Origin of the sequence: Halomonas sp. DP4Y7-1, assembly GCF_019800705.1 — a bacterium.
Lineage (GTDB): Bacteria > Pseudomonadota > Gammaproteobacteria > Pseudomonadales > Halomonadaceae > Halomonas > Halomonas litopenaei_A.
Window position 1 is genome coordinate 62,145 of sequence record NZ_JAHVKS010000004.1, and the last position, 19,384, is coordinate 81,528.

The 19,384-nt window shown below is 62.7% G+C and carries 17 protein-coding genes and 1 other RNA gene; 12 read left to right on the plus strand and 6 right to left on the minus strand.

All coding sequences use genetic code 11. The annotated features are described in order from the left end of the window. Positions 1 to 5: 5 nt before the first annotated feature. The 3 genes from KUV72_RS09250 to KUV72_RS09260 all read right to left on the minus strand — a co-directional run bounded on the left by KUV72_RS09250 (position 6) and on the right by KUV72_RS09260 (position 4,356). Positions 6 to 764 carry a TlyA family RNA methyltransferase gene (locus KUV72_RS09250; RefSeq protein ID WP_222238096.1) on the minus strand — a complete coding sequence of 253 codons (759 nt, stop codon included), beginning with the start codon at positions 762 to 764 and terminating at the stop codon, positions 6 to 8. Positions 765 to 931: 167 nt separating this feature from the next. Then, positions 932 to 2,959 carry a hypothetical protein gene (locus KUV72_RS09255; protein WP_222238097.1) on the minus strand — a complete coding sequence of 676 codons (2,028 nt, stop codon included), beginning with the start codon at positions 2,957 to 2,959 and terminating at the stop codon, positions 932 to 934. Positions 2,960 to 3,132: 173 nt separating this feature from the next. Further along, the gene (locus KUV72_RS09260; protein ID WP_206936942.1) at positions 3,133 to 4,356 is read right to left on the minus strand and encodes an acetyl-CoA carboxylase biotin carboxylase subunit family protein; all 1,224 of its coding nucleotides are present in this window, start codon (positions 4,354 to 4,356) and stop codon (positions 3,133 to 3,135) included. A 408-nt stretch (positions 4,357 to 4,764) separates the two neighbouring features. Here KUV72_RS09260 and ffs point away from each other — a divergent pair. Together ffs and KUV72_RS20050 are read left to right on the plus strand one after the other, a co-directional pair. Beyond that, an RNA gene (ffs, locus tag KUV72_RS09265) (signal recognition particle sRNA small type) lies at positions 4,765 to 4,861 on the plus strand. Between the two features lie 114 nt (positions 4,862 to 4,975). After that, positions 4,976 to 5,344 (plus strand): DUF6538 domain-containing protein, encoded by a 369-nt coding sequence (locus KUV72_RS20050; protein WP_409996354.1) that lies wholly within the window; start codon positions 4,976 to 4,978, stop codon positions 5,342 to 5,344. On the opposite strand, the gene KUV72_RS09270 is transcribed toward KUV72_RS20050, so the two are convergent. Further along, positions 5,301 to 6,263 carry a hypothetical protein gene (locus KUV72_RS09270; RefSeq protein ID WP_206936943.1) on the minus strand — a complete coding sequence of 321 codons (963 nt, stop codon included), beginning with the start codon at positions 6,261 to 6,263 and terminating at the stop codon, positions 5,301 to 5,303. The genes KUV72_RS20050 and KUV72_RS09270 overlap by 44 nt on opposite strands. Positions 6,264 to 6,491: 228 nt before the next feature. Between KUV72_RS09270 and KUV72_RS09275 the strand changes: the two genes are divergently transcribed. The 4 genes from KUV72_RS09275 to KUV72_RS09290 all read left to right on the plus strand — a co-directional run bounded on the left by KUV72_RS09275 (position 6,492) and on the right by KUV72_RS09290 (position 11,474). Further along, the gene (locus tag KUV72_RS09275) at positions 6,492 to 7,502 is read left to right on the plus strand and encodes an aldo/keto reductase (protein ID WP_222238098.1); all 1,011 of its coding nucleotides are present in this window, start codon (positions 6,492 to 6,494) and stop codon (positions 7,500 to 7,502) included. A gap of 291 nt (positions 7,503 to 7,793) precedes the next feature. Continuing rightward, positions 7,794 to 9,164: an NAD-dependent succinate-semialdehyde dehydrogenase gene (locus KUV72_RS09280; RefSeq protein WP_222238099.1), complete on the plus strand. Its 1,371-nt coding sequence runs from the start codon at positions 7,794 to 7,796 to the stop codon at positions 9,162 to 9,164. Between the two features lie 379 nt (positions 9,165 to 9,543). Further along, positions 9,544 to 10,269, plus strand: coding sequence for a tellurite resistance TerB family protein (locus tag KUV72_RS09285; RefSeq protein ID WP_222238100.1), 726 nt, complete (start codon positions 9,544 to 9,546; stop codon positions 10,267 to 10,269). Between the two features lie 173 nt (positions 10,270 to 10,442). Next, on the plus strand, positions 10,443 to 11,474 hold the full coding sequence (locus tag KUV72_RS09290) for a histone deacetylase family protein (RefSeq protein WP_222238101.1): 1,032 nt from the start codon (positions 10,443 to 10,445) through the stop codon (positions 11,472 to 11,474). Between the two features lie 107 nt (positions 11,475 to 11,581). On the opposite strand, the gene KUV72_RS09295 is transcribed toward KUV72_RS09290, so the two are convergent. After that, positions 11,582 to 12,826 carry a hypothetical protein gene (locus tag KUV72_RS09295; RefSeq protein ID WP_222238102.1) on the minus strand — a complete coding sequence of 415 codons (1,245 nt, stop codon included), beginning with the start codon at positions 12,824 to 12,826 and terminating at the stop codon, positions 11,582 to 11,584. 255 nt (positions 12,827 to 13,081) lie between these two features. Between KUV72_RS09295 and dnaX the strand changes: the two genes are divergently transcribed. From dnaX to KUV72_RS09325, 6 genes are all read left to right on the plus strand, one after another. Next, positions 13,082 to 15,304, plus strand: a complete 2,223-nt coding sequence (dnaX, locus tag KUV72_RS09300; RefSeq protein ID WP_222238103.1) for a DNA polymerase III subunit gamma/tau — start codon at positions 13,082 to 13,084, stop codon at positions 15,302 to 15,304. Between the two features lie 121 nt (positions 15,305 to 15,425). Beyond that, positions 15,426 to 15,752: a YbaB/EbfC family nucleoid-associated protein gene (locus KUV72_RS09305; protein ID WP_045993209.1), complete on the plus strand. Its 327-nt coding sequence runs from the start codon at positions 15,426 to 15,428 to the stop codon at positions 15,750 to 15,752. A 95-nt stretch (positions 15,753 to 15,847) separates the two neighbouring features. Continuing rightward, entirely contained in the window at positions 15,848 to 16,453 is a 606-nt protein-coding gene (gene recR / locus KUV72_RS09310; protein ID WP_222238104.1) for a recombination mediator RecR, read from the plus strand. A 36-nt stretch (positions 16,454 to 16,489) separates the two neighbouring features. Further along, a complete protein-coding gene (rnd, locus tag KUV72_RS09315) occupies positions 16,490 to 17,623 on the plus strand; it encodes a ribonuclease D (protein ID WP_222238105.1) in 1,134 nt (377 codons plus the stop codon). Positions 17,624 to 17,738: 115 nt separating this feature from the next. Then, a complete protein-coding gene (locus KUV72_RS09320; RefSeq protein WP_224908739.1) occupies positions 17,739 to 18,041 on the plus strand; it encodes a YcgL domain-containing protein in 303 nt (100 codons plus the stop codon). Between the two features lie 36 nt (positions 18,042 to 18,077). After that, positions 18,078 to 18,539, plus strand: a complete 462-nt coding sequence (locus KUV72_RS09325) for a YcgN family cysteine cluster protein (RefSeq protein WP_222238106.1) — start codon at positions 18,078 to 18,080, stop codon at positions 18,537 to 18,539. 24 nt (positions 18,540 to 18,563) lie between these two features. On the opposite strand, the gene KUV72_RS09330 is transcribed toward KUV72_RS09325, so the two are convergent. Then, entirely contained in the window at positions 18,564 to 19,364 is an 801-nt protein-coding gene (locus KUV72_RS09330) for a hypothetical protein (protein WP_222238107.1), read from the minus strand. Between the last annotated feature and the right edge of the window lie 20 nt (positions 19,365 to 19,384).

Sequence of the window (19,384 nt, forward strand, 5' to 3'; positions counted from 1 at the left end):
TGCCGTCACCGGCGTCGGGCCTGAAGCAGGAATTCACGGTTACCGTCGCCGCCAAGGATCGGGCTCTCCTGCCAGTGCAGGATGTCGAATCCGTGCAGGTCGCAGCAGCGGCGAATCCGCTGTTCGACGTCGGCGTAGCGGCGCGGGTCGCTGACCAGTCCACGCTGATCGACCGCGCCTGGCCCCAGCTCGAACTGCGGCTTGACCAGTGACAGTAGCAGGGCGTCGGACGCTAGGAGCTTGGCCAGCTCCGGTAGAATCAGCGTCTGCGAGATGAAGGATACGTCCATCACGGCGACGTCCGGGCGCCCATCCCTTTCCAAAAGCTCGAGCAGCGGCGCGGCGCTTGCCATGTGGCGGGCATTGAGGCCCTCAAGGCTGGTGACCCGGCTGTCGGCGCGCAGGCTGGCATCCAGCTGATCATGGCCGACTTCGACACCCACCACGTGCCGCGCCCCGGCTGCCAGTGCGCAGTCGGTAAAGCCGCCGGTCGATTGGCCCACATCCAGTACGCGAAGGCCTTCCAGAGATAACCCGAGGGTCTGTAGCACGGCTTCCAGCTTGAGTCCTGCCCGTGAGACGTAGCGATCTTCCGGATCCTGCTCCACCTGGAGTGCCAGGTCCTCAGGGCACTTCTCACCAGGGCGGGTGAGCACCTTGCCATCTGACAGGCGGCTGACGCGGCCGTGGCGTATCAAGCGCTGCGCGCGGGTACGAGAGCGGGCGAACCCCTGGCTCACGAGAAGCTGGTCGAGACGAAGCATGGCGATAGAACGTTCCTGACGTGAGATGCGGCGGCATTATGCCATGGGCGCCGCCACTCTCACGACGGGTGCGCCCACGGTTTGAACGAGAGGTTGCTCGAGAGGTCGCTTGAGGGATTAACCAAAAGGCCGGTCAGGAGATGGGGCAGAATTCACCGTGCTGCGTGTCACCCAGGGTTGCTGCTGTCCACGGCCTGCAGGCCGCCGGCCGGAATCCTGTCTGCCCCCCAGCTCTCTTGAATCATGGCGATGACCCGGTCCAGCTCTTCTTGCCTCACCTGGGCGAGCTCGCCATGCTCCAGTGGATCGTAGTGGTAGATGTAGAGGCGTGAGGCAAACTGTTCAAAGGACAATGAGGCTTCACCGAAGCGCTCGCCCTGGCCAGAGGTGCTTACCTTGACGCCCAGGCCCCAGTCCTGACCACTGTCGTTATTGGGGTTGAAAAAGTAGACCCGCATGTCGCCGGCGGGATCGAGGGAGGCGCGCAGGATGGTGATGGCGTGCCAGCCAATGAAGCGGCCGGCGCTGTCGGTGACCGCGATGCCAGCAGGTTGCGGGTGAATCAGCGGTTGGTTGCCGTTGTAGTAGGGGTGGTAGCTGGCATAGAAGTGGCGCAAAAAGATGTCCACATCGGCCAATTGCCCGGTGGCGACGTCGACGTTGATGCCAAAGCCACGGCCGGCCCACCAGCCGTGAAATTCCGGATTGACCCAGCGGTGGGGGTCTCCCTCGCGACCGATACAGCGGCGCCCCATTTCCGCATAGATGCGATCGAGGTGGGGAACGACCAGCAATGACACCGGGTCAAGATCCAGCGGCAAGGTCTGGGCAACCCCTGACTCGCTGTCGCGGGACGAGATGGGCTGGCCCTCGAAGTGCATGATGATTTCATCATCCCTGGCTGCCCAGGTCACCATCTGCAGCAGGTAGTCCGGATCGTTGTAGGCCCACATGGACAGGGCGCGAGCGGACTGGCAGGTGGGGTTGTTGCCCTGGCCGACCCCCAGGGGCAGGCCCAGCATGCACAGCACGCCCTCCATCAGTCGGGCGCGGTGTGACACTGCGTCCCCGAAGGCGGCATGCAGGCGCGCCTCTGACCAGTCCGACAAGGTGAGACCCAATTGCCTCCACAGGGCGGGGGCTACGGGGGGCTGATAGAGAATGCCGCGCTCCAGGGTCAGGGCCAGGCCGTAGACCGCCTGGGCTGTCTGGGGATGAATCGCGGTGCGAATCATGCTGTGCACCAGGTCCCGATAGCACAGCAGACAATCACGTCCGGTCGACGACAGGCCAAGGGCTTCCGACAGAAGGTTGTCGCCCAGGTCCAGCAGGTGCCTGAGCAGGACCGGGTGATAGGGTGACACCAGTCCCGTGTCATGCATGGCCCGGGCAAAACCGCTGGCTTCGTATTGCAGTGCCCTGGCATCCATGGCGGTCAGGCGCTCCCGATAGACTTCCACGCCGGGGTCTTCGCGACAGCCCTGGGTCGGGCCGAACAGCGAGCTGACCAGCCGGTCCGCGCCTTGGCCACTGGCGCCCAGATCAATATTCGGGTTGGCCTGGCAGAGCGCAATCTGGGTCACCATCTGCTTGACCGGCTCGACCTGAATCGGCCGCTGCTGGAGTATCCGCCAGATTTCGCTGATCAGCTCGTCGATGACGTGTTCGTAACCGACCCGGTGGGCCAGGTGCTGAAACAGCGCGCGAGGGATCTGGGCCAGTCGTCCCTGAGTTTCCCGCTCGGCTTCGCTGGGGGCCGAGAACAGCAGCGGCAGGTTGATGGCCATGACCTGGGTCAGATAGCGGTGAGCCCCTTCACTCGAGATCAAGGGGTGTCGGTACTGCTGCTTGGCCACTGCCAGCATACGCAGCTCGCTCAGCACCTCGATCACCACCAGCTGCGCGTCAGCACTCTTGAGCGAGTGGCTGGTCAGCGACGGGATGAGAATGTGGGGGTAGGCCCAGTCGGAACCGTCAAAGACACCGGCCTGCTCCAGGCGCTGTGCTCGCGTTTCCAGCTGCGCACAACCATCGGGCTGCAGCAGCACCCGGCGGCAGCTGTCGAGTACACGGGGGAGCTTGCCTGGTTTGGCGAACGCGGCAGCGGCCTCAAGACCAGCGATGGCATCGTCCAACTTGACCAGCAGTCCCTTCAGCTTGTCGTTGTCGGTGGGGGAGATGTCAGGGGAGGTCACTCCGGCTCCTGGGCGGTTGGTGGGCGAGGGCGTCTAGCCGTTCCGGTATGATGCGTGACGCTGGCGCAAATGTGCAACGCCGCCGCGTGCCACGGTGTCGTTGTGCAGGCATCGGCACCGTGGACGGGGGCAATCACGCGTGGTGACGCCTTTATGAACGGTTGGCCCGGCGCCTAGACGTAGTAGTCCTCGTCTTCCTGGGCTTTCAGCAGGTCTCGAAGGGTGTGCGCATCGTCACCCCGGAAGTACACCAGTCCCCAGTGGGTGCCAAAGGCGGTGCGCTTGGTCACCGTCTCTTCCAGGGGCGCAGTCAGTTCGTGGGACTCGAAGTAGGGGTGGTCCTCCACCGACTCCGGGATTTCCAGACGGCTGACCACACGGCGACGGGGATAAACGCCAAAGCAGCCTGCGAATCCGTTGGCGTCGACCACCTCTTTGGGGAAGAAGTCCGCGACTTCCTCGGCCGTTGTCTTGGGGTCGAAGACCAGCATGCTGGCCTGATAGGCGTTGAAGCCGTAAACCCGCTCCAGCAGTTCGAACACCTTGAAGCCAGGGGGACGATAAGCCACTTCACCGAAGTACATCTCGCCGTCGCTGGTGACGAAGTATTCCGGGTGAATCAGGCCGAAGTCGATATCGAAGGCCTTGATCAGCTTTTCGATCTGTACCCGGATCTGCTCCCGGTAGCGCTCCAGCTCCGGTGAGGCCGGGACAAACACGGAGTAGCCCAAGGTCACGTATTCGGAAATGTTGAGGAATGCGATCTTGCCGTTGTGAATCCATGCCTCGACGGCGAACTCCCAGCCATCCAGGTGGGACTCCATCAGGACCGGGAATTCTTCCTCCGGGATGGTGTCCACCTCGTCTGGCGTGCGAATGACCCGATGCCCCAGGCAGCCCGCCTTGTCGAAGGCCTTGAGATGGATGGGGTCGTTGGGGTCGCCATCAAGCTTGAGCAAGGTCTGGTTGACGCGCTTGAGGAAGCGAATCACGTCCTGGTGATCGTGGGCCTCTTCGAAGATGCCGACGCGGATGCCCCCAAGCTGGGCGCGACGCTTCATCAGTGCCTTGTCGCGCAGCAGCAGCGACTGGCCGTAGAGGCGGGGGTTGTCCAGCAATACCGAGTTGATGGCGCCAGACCATTCGACCGTTTCCTCGAACAGCGGAATGGCGACGTCCACGCCCATGTCTCGCAAGGTCTCGGCGATTTCCATGGAGCGATCATTGAGTCGCTCAAAGTTCCAGGAGACATAGGGGATGTCGTGCTGCTTGCAGTAGTCCTCGGCCCAGTCCGGCGCCACCACAACGTAGCGGCGATCAAAGTTCTCGGCGGCTTCAATGGCATTCAAGCTCCAGCCGAGCAGGGCGATGTAGCCTTTATTAGGGTCCTTGTTCATGCAGCGCCTCCTGTAACAGGCATGTAGGTGCGTGAGGTCGGAATCGTCGGTCGTCGTTATCCTCAAATGACGGTGCCCGGAAAGGTGCGCTCCCAGGCAATAAGAGGCTTTCACCATACAGCTTTAGGGGGGAAGTCTCACATATCGGCCGTCTTTAGGCCGGAAAGGCAAAGTCTACTGGGTTTACCCTTGTGGCCAAGGCGCGACCTTGGTATAGTGCACGCGCTCTGAGGCAAGGGGCTGATTTCGAAGGTCTTGTCCTTGACGTGTGGCGCATAGATGTCCTTGAAAGGCTGGATGCCCTTGAAAGGATGAAAGCACCCTCGAAAGTCAAGACGAGAGAGTTCAGCATGCCAGCGCTTCAGGCACAGGCAGTAGAATCGTTACTCTGCCTCGCTGTGGTGGCCCCGTCGGTCCTCCCGCAACGCTAGACCGCAAACCCCGCCAGGCCCGGAAGGGAGCAACGGTAGTGGTGGACGCGTGTGCCGGGATGTGGCTGTCGGGGCCGCCTCCATTTCAGGCCCCCTCCTTGATGATTCGCAGGCTTTCCCCTCTTTGACCCGCAGTGGTACAACGAGGTGGTACAACGATGCCCGAATCAGCGCCTTCCTCTGTTGAAATGCCAACAGACCAAAATGCTCTGAAGCCCTGTCCAACAAAGCCCGGCCATCAAAGCCCCGCCTATCTTATCGGCAGCGCAAGCGCCCCAGTATGCTCTACCTGTTTAGATCCCCGTCATGGGGGGTGGTACTGTCGCGTTGTTGTGCCTCTACGGGCAAGGGCGGTCATCGGCAAGACCGAGATTCGACGTTCGCTGAGGACTACTGGCCAATGCTCATGCTCAGCGGTATGCATGGGGGCAAAGGCACCCCTCCTGACGCTGGCGATAGCCGGCGAGGCTCAGAAGGGGGCATGTCAGGTATGGCCCTGGTGGGGCGGGAGAATCAGCGAATCTCGCGGTCGAGGGCGAAGTAGTCGTCTGACTTGAGCTTTTGAATTTCTGCCGAGAGGGTAGTGCCCTCGTTACGGGCCAGCAGCACACTCGCCACGGCACTCAGCGAGCACAGGACTTCCTTGCACTCGGTACGCGTCCGCTGGATCGACTGACGCGCCAACAGCAGGCACATGGCCTGTGGTCGGGCGGGGTGTTTCAGCAGGCTCCCGTAGAGGTTGCCGATGACCTGGCCGCTTAGCTCGCGATCCTGAATTTCCCGATTGTCGTACTCCCGGTAAAAGGCCTCTTCCTGACCATCGGGAATAAAGTAGTGGGTGAAGTCCTTGTAGTCTGGATCGTAGGCGATGCTACTGACGGCGTTGACCAGCTTTTTCTTGATCTCGGGGTGCTGAGCGTCGTCCTCATCGGTGGCCTGCAGCTCTGCCGCCAGGGCCACGGCGGTCTCGAGTTCACGCATCAGGTGAGCGTAGCCGGAGTTGATTTCGTCGTGGCAGCGGGCGATATCATCAAAGTCCCGCTTGACGCTGGCTACCATCTCGTCTCCTTCGGGTAAGCTTCCGAGCACAGGAAACAGCAGATACTTGTGAACGTGGCAGCTCTCGTAGTAGCGAGACACCTCGCCCTTGAAGTCCTGGAGATCGCTGCTGACATCCTGCAGGTAGCTGTCATTGTTCTCGATATGCCGTTGCACGGCATCGACGCCATCCTGCTTCCACAGCCGATTCAATCGACGCTCGATCTTGCCGGCGATGGTGATCATGCTGTTGAAGTCTTTTGACAGCTGAATGGTGGTTTCCTGAACCTTGGTGACCGCGATGGCGCGTGCCTGGTCATTGATGCCGACCTCTCTGGCCATGCGACGTTGGCGATGGTTATCCAGGGTCCAGGAGACAAAGGCACCGAGAATCGCCAGGCTGGTGGCGATGTCCACGCCGATCGAGAAGTTTTCCACTGCGTTGCTATCCTTTGGTGGGGGTTCGTTTTTTTTCTGATGGAGGCGCGCTATCTTCGTCGGGCACAGGACGTTGCCGATGCTTCGCTGGTCCTGGGGGGGCCGTGGGACGAGTCTGTTGCGCGACAGCTATATGGTAGGGGCGAAATGATTCGCCTAGAAGGATTAATATCAGCATCGTACGATGAGTGTTCTGTTACCTTTTCATGACCAATCCATGGAGCCGACATGTCTTACGTGGTTCAGCGCCTTGCCCGCTTGAGTGCACCAGCGATCGGTCTGGGCTGTATGAACGTCTCCCATGCCTACGGCAGTCCCTTGCCTGAGGCCCGCGCGGTAGAGGTGATTCGTGAGGCATTCGACGCCGGGTATCGGCACTTCGATACCGCCACGCTTTACGGCAAGACACGCAATGAGCAGGTCGTGGGGCAGGCGCTGAAAGGACTGCGAGAGGAGGTCTTTCTTGCCAGCAAATGCGGCATGGCCTTCGATGCATCGATTGGCGCCAAGCGCATCGACGGACGCCCAGAGACTCTGCGACGCCAGTGCGAGGAGAGCCTCGCACGGCTCGGTACGGATCATCTGGATCTCTACTACCTCCATCGGCTGGATCGCCAGGTGCCGGTGGAGGAGAGTGTCGGGGAGCTGGGGCGGCTTGAGCAGGAAGGCAAGATTGGCGGGGTAGGCTTGTCCGAGGTATCTGCCCCGACGCTTCGGCGTGCCCAGGCGGAGCACCCGGTGGCGGCGGTCCAGTCCGAGTATTCGCTGTGGACGCGAAACCCCGAGATTGCACTGCTCGACGCCTGTCGCGAGGCTGGCACGGTGCTGGTGGCCTTCAGTCCGCTGGGACGTGCCTTTCTTACCGGTCGCCTACGCCACCCTGAGGACCTGGAAGAGGGCGATATGCGGCGTGGCATGCCGCGCTTCTCCAGCGCCAACTATGCACACAACCTGTCGCTGCTGGCGTCTTTTGAAGATATCGCCATGCAGCAGGGCTGCACCCCTGCGCAGCTTGCGCTGGCATGGCTGCGAGGGCAGGGGGCGGATGTCATCCCGATCCCGGGTTCCCGTGACCCGTCGCATCAGCGAGAAAATCTGGCCGCCGAGGCGCTGAGCCTGGATGCAGGCGTGCTCGCCTTGCTCAACGCAGTGCTGACCCCCGACCAGGTAGCAGGGCGACGCTACAGTGACGTCCAGCAGGCCGATATCGATACTGAGGAATTCGATCCTGCCGGCTGACCCGAGCGTCATGATGGTGAAGGTCGGTGCCAGGTTCACAAGGTTCATGCCAGGTTCAGAAGGTCTATGCCAGGTTCAGAGGGTTTATACCAAGTTCAAGAGTATTGTCTGGCGGCGGCGTCGAACTCTGGTGGATTCGACCTGTCAACGCCACAAGGCCCCGGCTATGCTGTTGGGTTCTGATATCACCAGAGCGCTTCTGGTCTAGCGTCGGATAGCTCGGTTCACGGTTAACACAGATCTCTTTTACCCCAAGTCATTACCAACACCACGTTGAAAGGAGAAGCCTCAATGAGTCACTACAAGGTCACCAACCCCGCCACGGGAGAGGTAGAGGCGACCTATCCGGATGCCAGCGACGCCCAGATTGCTGAGGCTGTCGAACTGGCCCAGCAAGCCTATCTGGCATGGCGTGGCGTCACCCCGGCTGAGCGTGCAGCCCTGCTGCACCGTGTGGCTGACCTGCATGAGGAACGTCGTGATGCGCTGGCGGACATTATCGTGCGTGAGATGGGTAAGCCGAAGTCCCAGGCGTTGGGAGAGATGTCGGTCGTAGTCGATATCTATCGTTACTACGCCGACAATGGTCCGGCCTGGCTCGAGCCAGAGCCCATCGTGACGGCAGGCGCCAAGGCCGAAGTGCGCAAGCAGGGTCTGGGCGTGCTGTTGGGCATCATGCCCTGGAATTTCCCGTACTATCAGGTGGCGCGGTTTGCCGCTCCTAACGTGCTCAATGGCAATACCATCCTGCTGAAACATGCGCCCCAGTGCCCCGAGTCGGCCAAGGCCATCGAAGACATTTTCCACGAAGCAGGGGCGCCGAAAGGTCTCTACACCAATCTGTATGCCAGCAACGAGCAGGTTGGTGAGCTGATCGCGGACAGTCGCGTGCAGGGCGTGTCGCTGACCGGTTCGGAGCGAGCGGGTGCCGCAGTGGCCGAGCAAGCTGGTCGTCAGCTCAAGAAGGTCGTACTGGAGCTAGGTGGCTCCGATCCCTTCCTGGTACTGCCCGATGCCGACCTGGATCAGGCGGTCAAGCAGGCGGTGCAGGGACGTTTCGGTAACTGCGGCCAGGCCTGCAACGCGGCCAAGCGGATCATCGTCGATGCCTCGGTGCATGACGAGTTTCTGGCGGCCTTCCGCCAGGCGGTCGAGAACATCAAGGTCGGTGATCCGATGGCGGATGACACCGTGATGGGACCGATGTCCTCCCAGCAGGCGCTGGAGAATCTTGATGCCCAGGTGCAGGATGCCGTCAGCCAAGGCGCCACCCTGGTGACCGGAGGCAAGCGCCTGGACAAGGCGGGTGCCTGGTACGCGCCCACCCTGCTGACCGGGGTGACCCGTGACATGCGTATCTTCCAGGAAGAGCTGTTCGGACCGGTCGCCGTGGTCTATCGCGCTGCTGACCTGGAAGAGGCCATTGACCTGGCCAACGACACGCCCTACGGACTGGGCGCGGTGATCCAGACCACCAATCCCGAGGCGGCGCTGGACCTGGCCAACCGCCTGGAAGTGGGCATGGTGCACATCAACGAGCCGCCCGGCAGCGAGGCTGAGCTTCCGTTCGGTGGGGTCAAGCGCTCTGGCTTCGGGCGTGAGCTTGGCAAGGATGGCATGGACGAGTTCGTCAACCGCCAGATGGTGAAGATGGCGCGTTGAGCGTTGTGTCCTGAACCATCCTGCGCTGTCACGCGCGAAAAAGCGTGAGGCAGCGTGAGGCCGCCGCCTCTCAGGCCCCGTCGAGCTAGCTGGCTCGACGGGGCCTGTTTATAAGAGCCTGTTGACAGGGGCTGTTGATAAGGAGCGCATGTGCAGGATGTGTCGCTGGGGTGACGGGTGTAGGGTACAAGGAAGGACCCGAGCTCCCCCTTGGCGCCAAGAGTGCGGCGCAGCGGTTGCCGGAGGCGGTTAGGGTGAACCTGGCAGCATCGGAGATTCAGGCTCCAGTGATGAGCCCGTTCACGCAGCTTGCGGGGAACCTCATCGCGCTGGAGTATTCCAACGAAGACACGGTTGTCTCACGACCAAGGAGAGCGTCATGAATGCCAAGTTCCTGCTGGACCAGCTGATGAAACAGGCGGGCGGAGGATCCTCATCGTCTGGGTCTTCGCGCGGTGGCTTCGATGTACAGGGGTTGATCAATAGCGTGTCGTCCCAGCTGTCGGGCGGATCGTCCTCCCGCGGGGGGATGGACATGAAAAGCCTGTTGGGAGGTGGTGCGCTGGGCATGCTGATGGGCTCTAAGCGCGGACGCAGCATGGGTGGCAAGGCGATCAAGTACGGTGCCATTGCAGGAGTCGGCATGCTGGCATGGAAGGCGTGGCAGGCATCCCGTTCCGGAAGTACCGATGCGACTCACGCAGCGTCGGCTCAGGAAGGCGCCCCACTGGAGGAGCTCAATGGGGCGGCTGAAGAACAGCGTAGTCTCGAGGTGTTGCAGGCCGTGATCATGGCGGCGCGCGCCGATGGCCATATTGACGCCCAGGAGCGCGCCCTGATCAGCGAACAGATGCAGCAGCTAGGGGCGGATGACGAGCTGCATGCCTGGGTCGAGCAGCAGCTCACGGCTCCGCTGGATGCCGAGGCACTGGCTCGCCAGGCAGATTCTCCGCAGGCTGCCAGAGAAATGTACCTGGCCAGCGCCGCCGTGATCGATGAGCAGAATGCCATGGAGCGGGCCTGGCTGGAGGAGTTGGGTACGGCTCTGGGGCTGGACGAGTCGATGCGGCGTGAGCTGGAGCGGCAGCTGGAAAGCCTGAACTGACGGCCTGACCTGCTTCTGCGATCAGCGATTCGCGTTTGCTATCAGCGCCCGACCGCTTGCCACTGCAACGGGTCGGGCGTTGCTTTACCCTCCGATGTCTTGCCTTCCACGGTGTGCGCTGGGCTCACACCGCAGAACAGTGAGCTCACCCGATCATAAGGATAAGGTTTTCCATGCAGGTGTTTTACAGCGAAGCGACCAAATTGCGTCGCGCCAAGACCGAGCTGCACGACGGTCAATTGATGACGCCGTTCGAGTGCCCCGAGCGGGTAGACCTGGTGCTGGAGCAAATACGTCAGCACGAGGTAGGGCAGGTGAGTGAGCCGCAAGCCTTCGGTCGCGATCCCGTTGATGCCATTCACGACGCCGCCTATGTGGACTTTGTGGCCAACTGCTGGGATGACTGGCAGGCAGCGGGCTATCAGGGCGAGGCGATACCGACCACCTGGCCTACGCGAACCATGCGCGATGACCGTATCCCTGGCCATATTGGTGGCAAGCTTGGCTACTATGCACTCGGTGGGGACACCTCGATTTCCCAGGGCAGCTTCGAGGCGGCGATGGCGAGCAAGGACGTGGCGCTTGCTGCCTACCGGCACACGGCCGCCAGTGGCGAGCCCAGCTTTGGCCTGTGTCGGCCGCCTGGCCACCACGCCGCCACGGATCAGTTCGGCGGCTACTGCTTCTTCAACAATGCCGCGATCGTGGCACAGCATGCCTTGAGTGACGGGCATCAGCGGGTAGCGGTGCTGGACGTGGACTTCCATCACGGCAACGGTACGCAGCAGATCTTCTACGCCCGTGACGATGTCCTGACCCAGTCGATCCACGGTGACCCGGACCAGTGCTTCCCCTACTTCCTTGGGCATGCCGACGAGCGAGGTGAGGGTCGGGGGCTCGGCTTCAACGTCAACTATCCCTTGCCGCCAGGCACCGACTACACCACCTGGTGTGAGCAGCTGGAGCTGGCGCTGGGCGAGATTCGCCGTCACCAGGCTTCACTGCTGGTGGTGTCCCTGGGGGTCGACACCTTCGAAGGCGACCCGATCTCCAGCTTCCGTCTGAAGAGTGACGATTTCCACGATATGGGGCGGCGCCTGGCCAGCCTGGAGCTGCCCACCGTCATCCTGTTGGAGGGCGGTTACGCGGTGAAGGAGATCGGTATCAACGTGGTCAAGGTGCTGAAGGGCTTCGAGCAGCGCTGATGCGACACAATGATGCCCGCCACACCGAGCAAGAGGTGTGGCGGGCATCGTTACATCTGTAGCGGTCTTCTCGAGAGGTATTTATTCCACGACCCCATGGCAGAGGTTCAGCGTCTGTCGTCTGGGTCGCGATCTGTCCCAGGGGCGGGCAGCATCGGCAAGGGTTGCGGGGGCCGAGCGTAAAGCGCGCGAAACAGCTTCATGCCGAGCCACAGGAACAGCAGGGGAATGACCAGGGTACGCAGTACGAACAGCGCCATCAGCTCCAGAATGGCATTGGTACCGGACTCCACGCGGCTTTGGATCGCCGCCAGACTGAGGCTGTCGGTCAAGGCGGAGAAGCGCTGACTGAGGCTAGCCAGCAGGCCTTGGTCTTCCCCTGCCAAGCGACTGCTCAAGGCGTCTCGCCGGCGGTCCAGTTCGGCGAGTTGTTCAAGCTGATGCTCGCGCTGTTCCGTCAGCGCTGCGAGTGAGTCGCGGCGCTCTGCCAGCTGCTGCTGCAGGCGGTCGATCTCGGGGTTGTCATGGAAGGGATTAAGGCGTTCCTTCAGGCTGAGGCGAGCAGTCAGCAGCGACAGGCGTCCACGGCTCTGCTCGACGCCTTGTTCTGCCAGGGCGATCCGACGGTTGAGCGTGATCAGCCCGCCACGCAGCTGGTCGCGCTGGTCCTCGGCGGACGCCAATTCGCCTTCGATCTGTTCGCGTTGCTCCGCAGGCAGGCCATCATCGGTGTGGGCTTCGCTGGTGGCCTGCACGTCCTCGGACAGGCGTTGGACCTCCTCCATGCTGTTCGTGGTGCGCTCGTCGAGGAAGGCGTGATCGACCAGCGCGCTGGCGGCCAGGGTCAACAGCAGCAGGAAACGGCCCAGGCCGATGAGGGCGAAGGCGCGCCAGGCCATTGCTGTCGTCGGCCAGCCGCGCCAGAGACTGAGCAGCAGCCACAGGCCGGCAGCGGTGAAGGCCACCTTGAATGCCAGCGTGGCCGTGATCTCGAGCAGCAGGGTCTGGCCTATCAGCGAGCCGATGGCCAGCTTCATCACGCTGGCATAGTCCTCCACCAGGTCGTTGATCGGGTCCAGCACCTCGAAGGGATGGGTCGACGCTGCCACCACCCCCACTTCGGTGGACTGCAGGACGGATATCCCCGCGTTGAGGCCCCTCGCCGCAGCGAAGGCGAGCAAGGCTTGTGTGGTGGCGCCTTCTACCTGGCGCTGGGTGGCGCGGTCGAGTATCCCAAGCCATGACACGGTGATGATGGCCGCAATGGCGAGGGTCATGATCAACTTCAAGCGTGAACCCGTCAGCAGGAGCAAGGGGCGACCGGAGCGCGGGCCGGGGAGGTTGTCAGGCATAAGGTGTTCCGTCGGATGGCGAGGGCGGCAGTCGTGAGTGGCGTGTCATGGCGTGTCGATGATAGCCGCCTTGGCCTGTCGACCGGCGCCGGTGACGGTGTCATGGGTCACGGCCTTTGCGGCGTGAGTCCCACCCGGTAGAATGCCACGACCATCGAGCGGGAAATACTGTTGCGTGCCCGTCACGCCTTGCCCCCGCCTTGTTGACATAGCGGGTCGTCAGGCCCGAAGCCCAGCCGCAGGAAATGACGTTCAATGAGCTATCAGGTTCTGGCCCGCAAGTGGCGGCCTCGCACCTTCCATGAACTGGTGGGGCAGGAGCATGTCCAGCGAGCCTTGGTCAATGCCCTCGACCAAGGGCGGCTGCACCATGCCTACCTGTTCACGGGCACCCGTGGCGTGGGCAAGACCACACTGGCCAGGATTCTGGCAAAGTGTCTGAACTGCACCGACAAGGGCGAGGGTGACGACGGCGTGACGTCGACCCCCTGTGGGCGCTGTGATAGCTGTCAGTCCATCGATCAGGGGCGTTTTGTCGACCTGATTGAGGTCGACGCCGCTTCGCGAACCAAGGTGGAAGACACCCGTGAGCTGCTCGACAATGTCCAGTACGCGCCGACTCAGGGCCGCTACAAGGTGTACCTCATCGACGAGGTGCACATGCTGTCGACCAGCAGTTTCAACGCCCTGTTGAAGACCCTTGAGGAGCCGCCGCCCCACGTCAAGTTCCTGCTGGCCACCACCGATCCGCAGAAGCTTCCGCCGACGGTGCTGTCACGCTGTCTGCAATTTACCCTGAAGCACATGCCTCCTGAGCGCATCGTTGGCCATCTGTCGAAGGTGCTGGAGGCGGAGCAGGTACCTTACGAGGAATCCGCGCTGTGGCTCTTGGGCAAGGCTGCCGCGGGCTCCATGCGTGACGCCATGAGCCTGACGGACCAGTCGATCGCCTTTGGCCAGGGCGAGGTGCGTCATGCTGACGTGGCGGCCATGCTCGGAACGCTGGATCATCGTCATGTGCTGGCGCTGATCGAAGCGCTGGCCGAGGTCGATGCGGCAAGGGTGCTGCGCGAGGTGGCGAGCCTGGCTGAGCAGGGCCCTGATTTTGGTGCCGTGCTCGATGACTTGACCTCGGTGATGCATCGCCTGGCGATCGGTCAGATGGTGCCGTCGGCGCTGGATAATGGCCACGGTGATCGCGAAGCGTTGCTGGCACTTGCCGCGCAGTTTGCGGCTGAAGATATCCAGCTGTACTACCAGATCGGCGTGCAGGGGCGGGCTGACATGGCCCATGCACCGGACGCCCGCACCGCACTGGAAATGACGCTGCTGCGGATGCTGGCCTTTCGTCCTCAGGGCGTGCCGCGACCTGCCAAGACACCGTTGCCGATGCGCGGGGAGCCCGAGCAGCCCCAGCCAGCAAGGGCCGAGCAGCCTCCACAGCCTGAACCCGAGCAGCCATCGTCTTACGAGGACCCTTCGGCAGGCTCAGCGCAGGTCGCTGCTTCCATGGATGCTCCGCCCCCCGGTCCGAGTGAGCCGAGTGGGCCGAGCCAGCCGGTGGCCGATCATGAGCCGGCCACCGCTGCTGACAGCCTTCCGCCCTGGGAGGGCGGCGTTCCCGAGGACCCTACGTCGGGCGCTGATGCGCCCGCAGAAAGCCGAGAGCCCGCTGAGGCGCCCGCAGATAGCCGAGAGCCCGCTGATGCGCCCGCAGATAGCGTAGCGATCGCAGAGGCGCTGCCTCAGGTGGGCATGGATGCCGAGGGTCCCCACGAGCCCCAGGCGCCGGTGCTAGACGCAAGCCCAGCCGCCTCCGCTGCCTCCGCCGAGGCGTTGGCAGTGTCCCAGGTCGATGCCGCGGCGGCGGAGGTCGCGGCAACGTCTGCTGGCGAGCTCCAGCAGGAAGGCGTGTCCACCGCCGCCGCTGGCAGGCCGACGGACAGCAGTGGGGCCATCTCGGAGGTCGCTACAGAAGTCGGTAGCGAGGCGACGACAGAGGCCACTAATGAGGCCACGACAGAAGCCGAGGCTGAGGCGGTCACGACTGCGCCACTCGACGGGCAGCGACTGACCCACGCACTGTGGCTGGAGCACTTCGACGATCTGGCCATTTCCGGGCTTACCAGGAACTTGGCGGCGCACTGCATCGTGGCCGGAGATGATGGCGAACGGCTGCACCTTCAGCTGGACCCGTCGCAATCTGCGATGAATGCCGACGTCCACCAGAATCGCATTCGTGATGCGCTGGAGGCCCTTGGCTATGCCCGTCGGCTGGAGGTCGACGTTGTCGAGCTGGATGGTCGCGTCGAGACCCCGCGCCAGATGGCCGAGCGCTTGGCGGCGGAACGCCATGCACAAGCGGTTGAGGCATTGAAGCGTGATCCCCATATTCAGCAGTTGCAGCAGACGTTTGGCGCCAGGCTGGTAGAGTCCACCGTGACTCCCGCTGGCGAGACGCGCAAGGCCCGGCGCTGATGACAGACATCGCCGCCGCATTGATCAGAATGTGTTCTTTGCTGGGCCCGGAATCTATTTCTGCCAGGTAACGTACCTGGCAAACGCTTTGCTAAACCGTGTCGTTTGAGAGGATCAGATCATGATGAAAGGTGGAATGGGCAACCTGATGAAGCAGGCCCAGGAAATGCAGGACAAGATGCAGCGCGTTCAGGAGGAGATCGCCAAGGCAGAGGTGCTGGGTGAAGCGGGTGCCGGCATGGTCAAGGTCACCATGAACGGCCGTCACGACGTCAGCAAGGTCGAGATTGACCCCTCCGTCATGGAAGAGGACAAGGAGCTGCTCGAGGACCTGCTGGCAGCGGCGGTCAATGACGCCGTTCGCAAGGTGGAAACCAGCTCCAAGGCGAAGATGGAAGAGGTGACATCTGGCCTCAACCTGCCGCCTGGTTTCAAGATGCCGTTCTGATTCGGCGTCCACCTGCGGCGTTCCGGGCCTTGGCGGGCCCGGACAATATCTGACTGGCGGGGGGCGCTTGCGGCCCCGCCCCGGACGAGACTGTCATGAGTTTTTCTCCCCTGGTCGAGCAACTGATGGACGCCCTGCGCGTGCTGCCCGGCGTCGGTCCCAAGACCGCCCAGCGCATGGCCATGCACCTGCTGGAACGCCAGCGTGAAGGCGGTAGACGCCTCGCTGAGGCGATGCTCGAGGCCGTGGAGCAGGTGGGCTACTGCCAGCGTTGTAGAACGCTGACAGAGGAGCCGCTTTGCGGTCTCTGCCAGAGCGCGCGGCGTGACGACAGCGTGCTGTGCGTGGTCGAGTCTCCCGCGGATATGCTCGCCATCGAGGAAGCTGGTGGCTTCCAGGGACGCTATTTCGTGCTGCACGGGCATCTGTCGCCGCTGGACGGGATCGGTCCGGAAGATATCGGTCTCGACCAGCTTGAGGCGCGCATGGATGAGGGGCTGGTCAAGGAAGTGGTGCTGGCAACCAACCCCACCGTGGAAGGTGAAGCAACGGCGCACTACATCGCCACTCAAATCAAGCGCCACGGTGCGCGCCTGTCTCGCCTGGCCTATGGTGTGCCCATGGGCGGCGAACTCGAGTACGTCGACGGGGGAACCCTGAGCCGTGCCTTTTCTGGCCGCCTGCCTTTCGATAGCGAATAACCTAGGCCCGTGCCGTTGACTGAATTGGAAGCCTGAATGCCTGTTACCCCCGATATTCGATGGATCGATAACGACACCGCACTTGATGAGGCCTGCAAGGCCCTGTCCCAGGCGCCTGTGCTGGCGCTGGACACAGAGTTCTTCAGGGAGAAGACCTTTCATCCGGTGCCAGCACTGATTCAGATCTATGGCGGCGAGGCCACCTACCTGATCGACCCGTTGGAAGTGGCCTGTAGTGACGCCTGTCGCGAGTTGCTGACCAATGACGCCTTGAAGCTGTTGCACGCCTGTAGCGAGGATCTTGAGGTGTTTGCCCATTGGGCGGGTGTGGCACCGACGCCACTGGTCGATACCCAGGTCGCCCAGGGCCTGCTGGGTGAAGACGCCGCCATGGGGTATCAACGTCTGGTGGAGTTCTGGGTGGGCGAGACCCTGCCCAAGGAAGAAACCCGTTCCAACTGGCTCGAACGCCCGCTGAGTGACGCACAGTTGAGCTATGCCGCCCTTGACGTGGTCTACCTGTTGATGGTCTGGCAACTGCAGCGAGAGTCTCTTGAACGGCATGGTCGCCTGGAGTGGGTGCTCGAAGACTGCGCCGATCTGGTAGCCCAGTCGGAGCGCTCCAGCGACAGCGATGGCCAGTGGTATCTGCGTCATCGCCAGCTGTGGCGCCTGGCGCCGCGCCAAGTGGAGGCGTATCGCCTGATGACCACCTGGCGCGAGGGGGAGGCGCGGGCGCGAAATCTGCCGCGCAACTGGATTGTGCAGGATCGCGTGCTCTACGCTATTGCAGAGAAGCTGCCGGCCAACCGCCATGAGCTGTCCCGCGTCGAGGGCGTCAAGCCTCCACTGATCAAGCGCGAGGGCGATGTGTTGCTGGCGCTGGTCAAGCAAGCCGCCCACGCCGATGCGGCAGCGTTGGCGCCGGTGCCACTGGCGCCAACGCTGCCACCCTTCAAGGCACGCATGAAGGCGTTGAAGAAGGTGGTCAATGGCGAAGCGGAGTCCCTTGGGGTGGCCCCTGAGGTGCTGCTGCGGCGCCGAGAGCTTGAAGCGCTGGTGACGGCCAGCATGCGCAATGCGCCGTTACCGCTGGCTTCCGGCTGGCGCGGTGAGCGACTCAACCCAGGCCTGCAGGCCGCCCTGGGCGACCTGGCCCAGGCGGGGTGACATAGGCGGGCTGGCATACCCCGGCTGACGGGGGGCGCCGCCTGCTGCCCTCCTCTGACAGGGATGCCCCCAACCACACCCGTGACTGGGCCCATCAAGGCCCGATGAGACAGCCATGACGACAATGCAAGGCAAGCTGCTGTGCGAAGTGTTCAAGAGTTCGCGCAAGGAAGAGATGTATCTTTACGTGGACAAGCGCCAGGGGCTTGAGCGGATACCGGAACCTCTGCTGGAGCGCTTTGGTGCGCCGGTATCGGTGATGACGATGATCCTGACCCCTGAGAAGACGCTGGCACGTACCAGCGGCGCCGACGTAATGGCGGCGATCGAGGAGAAGGGGTTCTACCTGCAGATGCCGCCGGCCAAGGACGAGTATCTGCTGGACCTGTACCGCACGCCCACGGAAGCTCGCTATTAAACGATTACCTCCAGAGGGAGGAAGACAGAGGTCGGTTTGGAAACATCGCTGAGAGAGCGCTTCTGGGAGCGTTATTCATTGCATGAGCTCAATCCCCAGGAGTGGGAGGCGCTGTGTGATGGCTGTGGCCAATGCTGCCTGCGCAAGCTCGAGGATGAGGACACCGGCGACCTGGCGGTACTGGGGCTCGCCTGCCGTCTGCTCGATGTCCACAGCTGTCGCTGCAGCGACTATGAAAACCGCTTCGCCAAGGTGCCAGACTGTACTCAGCTCACCCCGGAGCTGGCCCACCGGTTCACATGGCTGCCGCACTCATGTGCCTACCGGAGGCTGGCCGAAGGGCGCAAGCTGGCAGGCTGGCACCACCTGATCTGTGGAGATCGCGAACGGGTGCACCGCAAGGGCATCAGCGTGCGCAGCTTCGCCATTTCCGAGACCGAGGTCGACGAAGCCGACTTCGAGGATCACATTATCGCGGTGATCCCCGTGGACGGTTGATCGCCAGCCTGATGGGGCTGAGGGCTATGTGTTGGTCTCTGCGCTCTCGGCCTGGGTCTCATCAGTCCCGTTTTCTTCCGCCGCTGACGTGTTATCTGGGTCTGTATCCTCGTCGTCAGAGGTCGTCATGGCCTCCATCTCGCCTTCCATGGACCCCGTGATCTCGGCGTCGCCATCGAACAGTGGACGCGCGTCCTCGAGGCTACCGAAGTCTGCGATGAGGGTCTCGCCGGCAGAGTCAGCGGTCGCTTGTTCGTCTTGGGTCTCGACGTAGCTGTTGCCGTCAAAGCGCAGGCGAACGGTCTGGGCAGGCTCGTCGGCAGCGACGTGGCGCCGGACCAGCAGGTCCTGCCAGCCTTCGTGGGCGGCGTCGCCCAGTTGAATGGGAGGCTGGGTGGTGGGCTGGGCGCTGATGACGCGATAGGTATCCCCCTGGGCTTCAAGGATCAGCGTGTCACAGCCGCCGGTGCCACAGACCATGGGACCCACGACGTGGACGATGGCTTCTTTCCGGCCATCATCGTTGAGGTCGCTCCAGCCAATCAGATAGCGCACCTCGCCGAGCTGCGGGTCGAAGTTGGCCTTGAGCGAGTCCTCGAGGGCGGCGCGACGCGCATCCCCTGACAGCGCCGGTTCAGCATCGTCAGAGCCTTGTTCCGCGGTGTCGTTGTCGGCAGAACTGGCGGCAGCGCCTTCGGCCGCAGCACTGTCGCTGTGTGTCGCCGCACTGTCCTGGCCGTCCGTGTCACTGTCATCGGAGCAACCGGTCAGTGCAGTGCCGAGCCAAAGGGCGGCGGTGAGGGCGAGCATGGGTTTGGCGTTCATGAAAATCCTTGTCATTTCAG

Bases quoted from the DNA above. Each gene is read 5' to 3' on its own strand.
- KUV72_RS09250 (WP_222238096.1), bottom strand. From the start codon at position 764: ATGCTTCGTCTCGACCAGCTTCTCGTGAGCCAGGGGTTCGCCCGCTCT.
- KUV72_RS09260 (WP_206936942.1), bottom strand. From the start codon at position 4,356: ATGAACAAGGACCCTAATAAAGGCTACATCGCCCTGCTCGGCTGGAGC.
- KUV72_RS20050 (WP_409996354.1), top strand. From the start codon at position 4,976: ATGCCAACAGACCAAAATGCTCTGAAGCCCTGTCCAACAAAGCCCGGC.
- KUV72_RS09275 (WP_222238098.1), top strand. From the start codon at position 6,492: ATGTCTTACGTGGTTCAGCGCCTTGCCCGCTTGAGTGCACCAGCGATC.
- KUV72_RS09280 (WP_222238099.1), top strand. From the start codon at position 7,794: ATGAGTCACTACAAGGTCACCAACCCCGCCACGGGAGAGGTAGAGGCG.
- KUV72_RS09285 (WP_222238100.1), top strand. From the start codon at position 9,544: ATGAATGCCAAGTTCCTGCTGGACCAGCTGATGAAACAGGCGGGCGGA.
- KUV72_RS09290 (WP_222238101.1), top strand. From the start codon at position 10,443: ATGCAGGTGTTTTACAGCGAAGCGACCAAATTGCGTCGCGCCAAGACC.
- KUV72_RS09295 (WP_222238102.1), bottom strand. From the start codon at position 12,826: ATGCCTGACAACCTCCCCGGCCCGCGCTCCGGTCGCCCCTTGCTCCTG.
- dnaX (WP_222238103.1), top strand. From the start codon at position 13,082: ATGAGCTATCAGGTTCTGGCCCGCAAGTGGCGGCCTCGCACCTTCCAT.
- KUV72_RS09305 (WP_045993209.1), top strand. From the start codon at position 15,426: ATGATGAAAGGTGGAATGGGCAACCTGATGAAGCAGGCCCAGGAAATG.
- recR (WP_222238104.1), top strand. From the start codon at position 15,848: ATGAGTTTTTCTCCCCTGGTCGAGCAACTGATGGACGCCCTGCGCGTG.
- rnd (WP_222238105.1), top strand. From the start codon at position 16,490: ATGCCTGTTACCCCCGATATTCGATGGATCGATAACGACACCGCACTT.
- KUV72_RS09320 (WP_224908739.1), top strand. From the start codon at position 17,739: ATGACGACAATGCAAGGCAAGCTGCTGTGCGAAGTGTTCAAGAGTTCG.
- KUV72_RS09330 (WP_222238107.1), bottom strand. From the start codon at position 19,364: ATGAACGCCAAACCCATGCTCGCCCTCACCGCCGCCCTTTGGCTCGGC.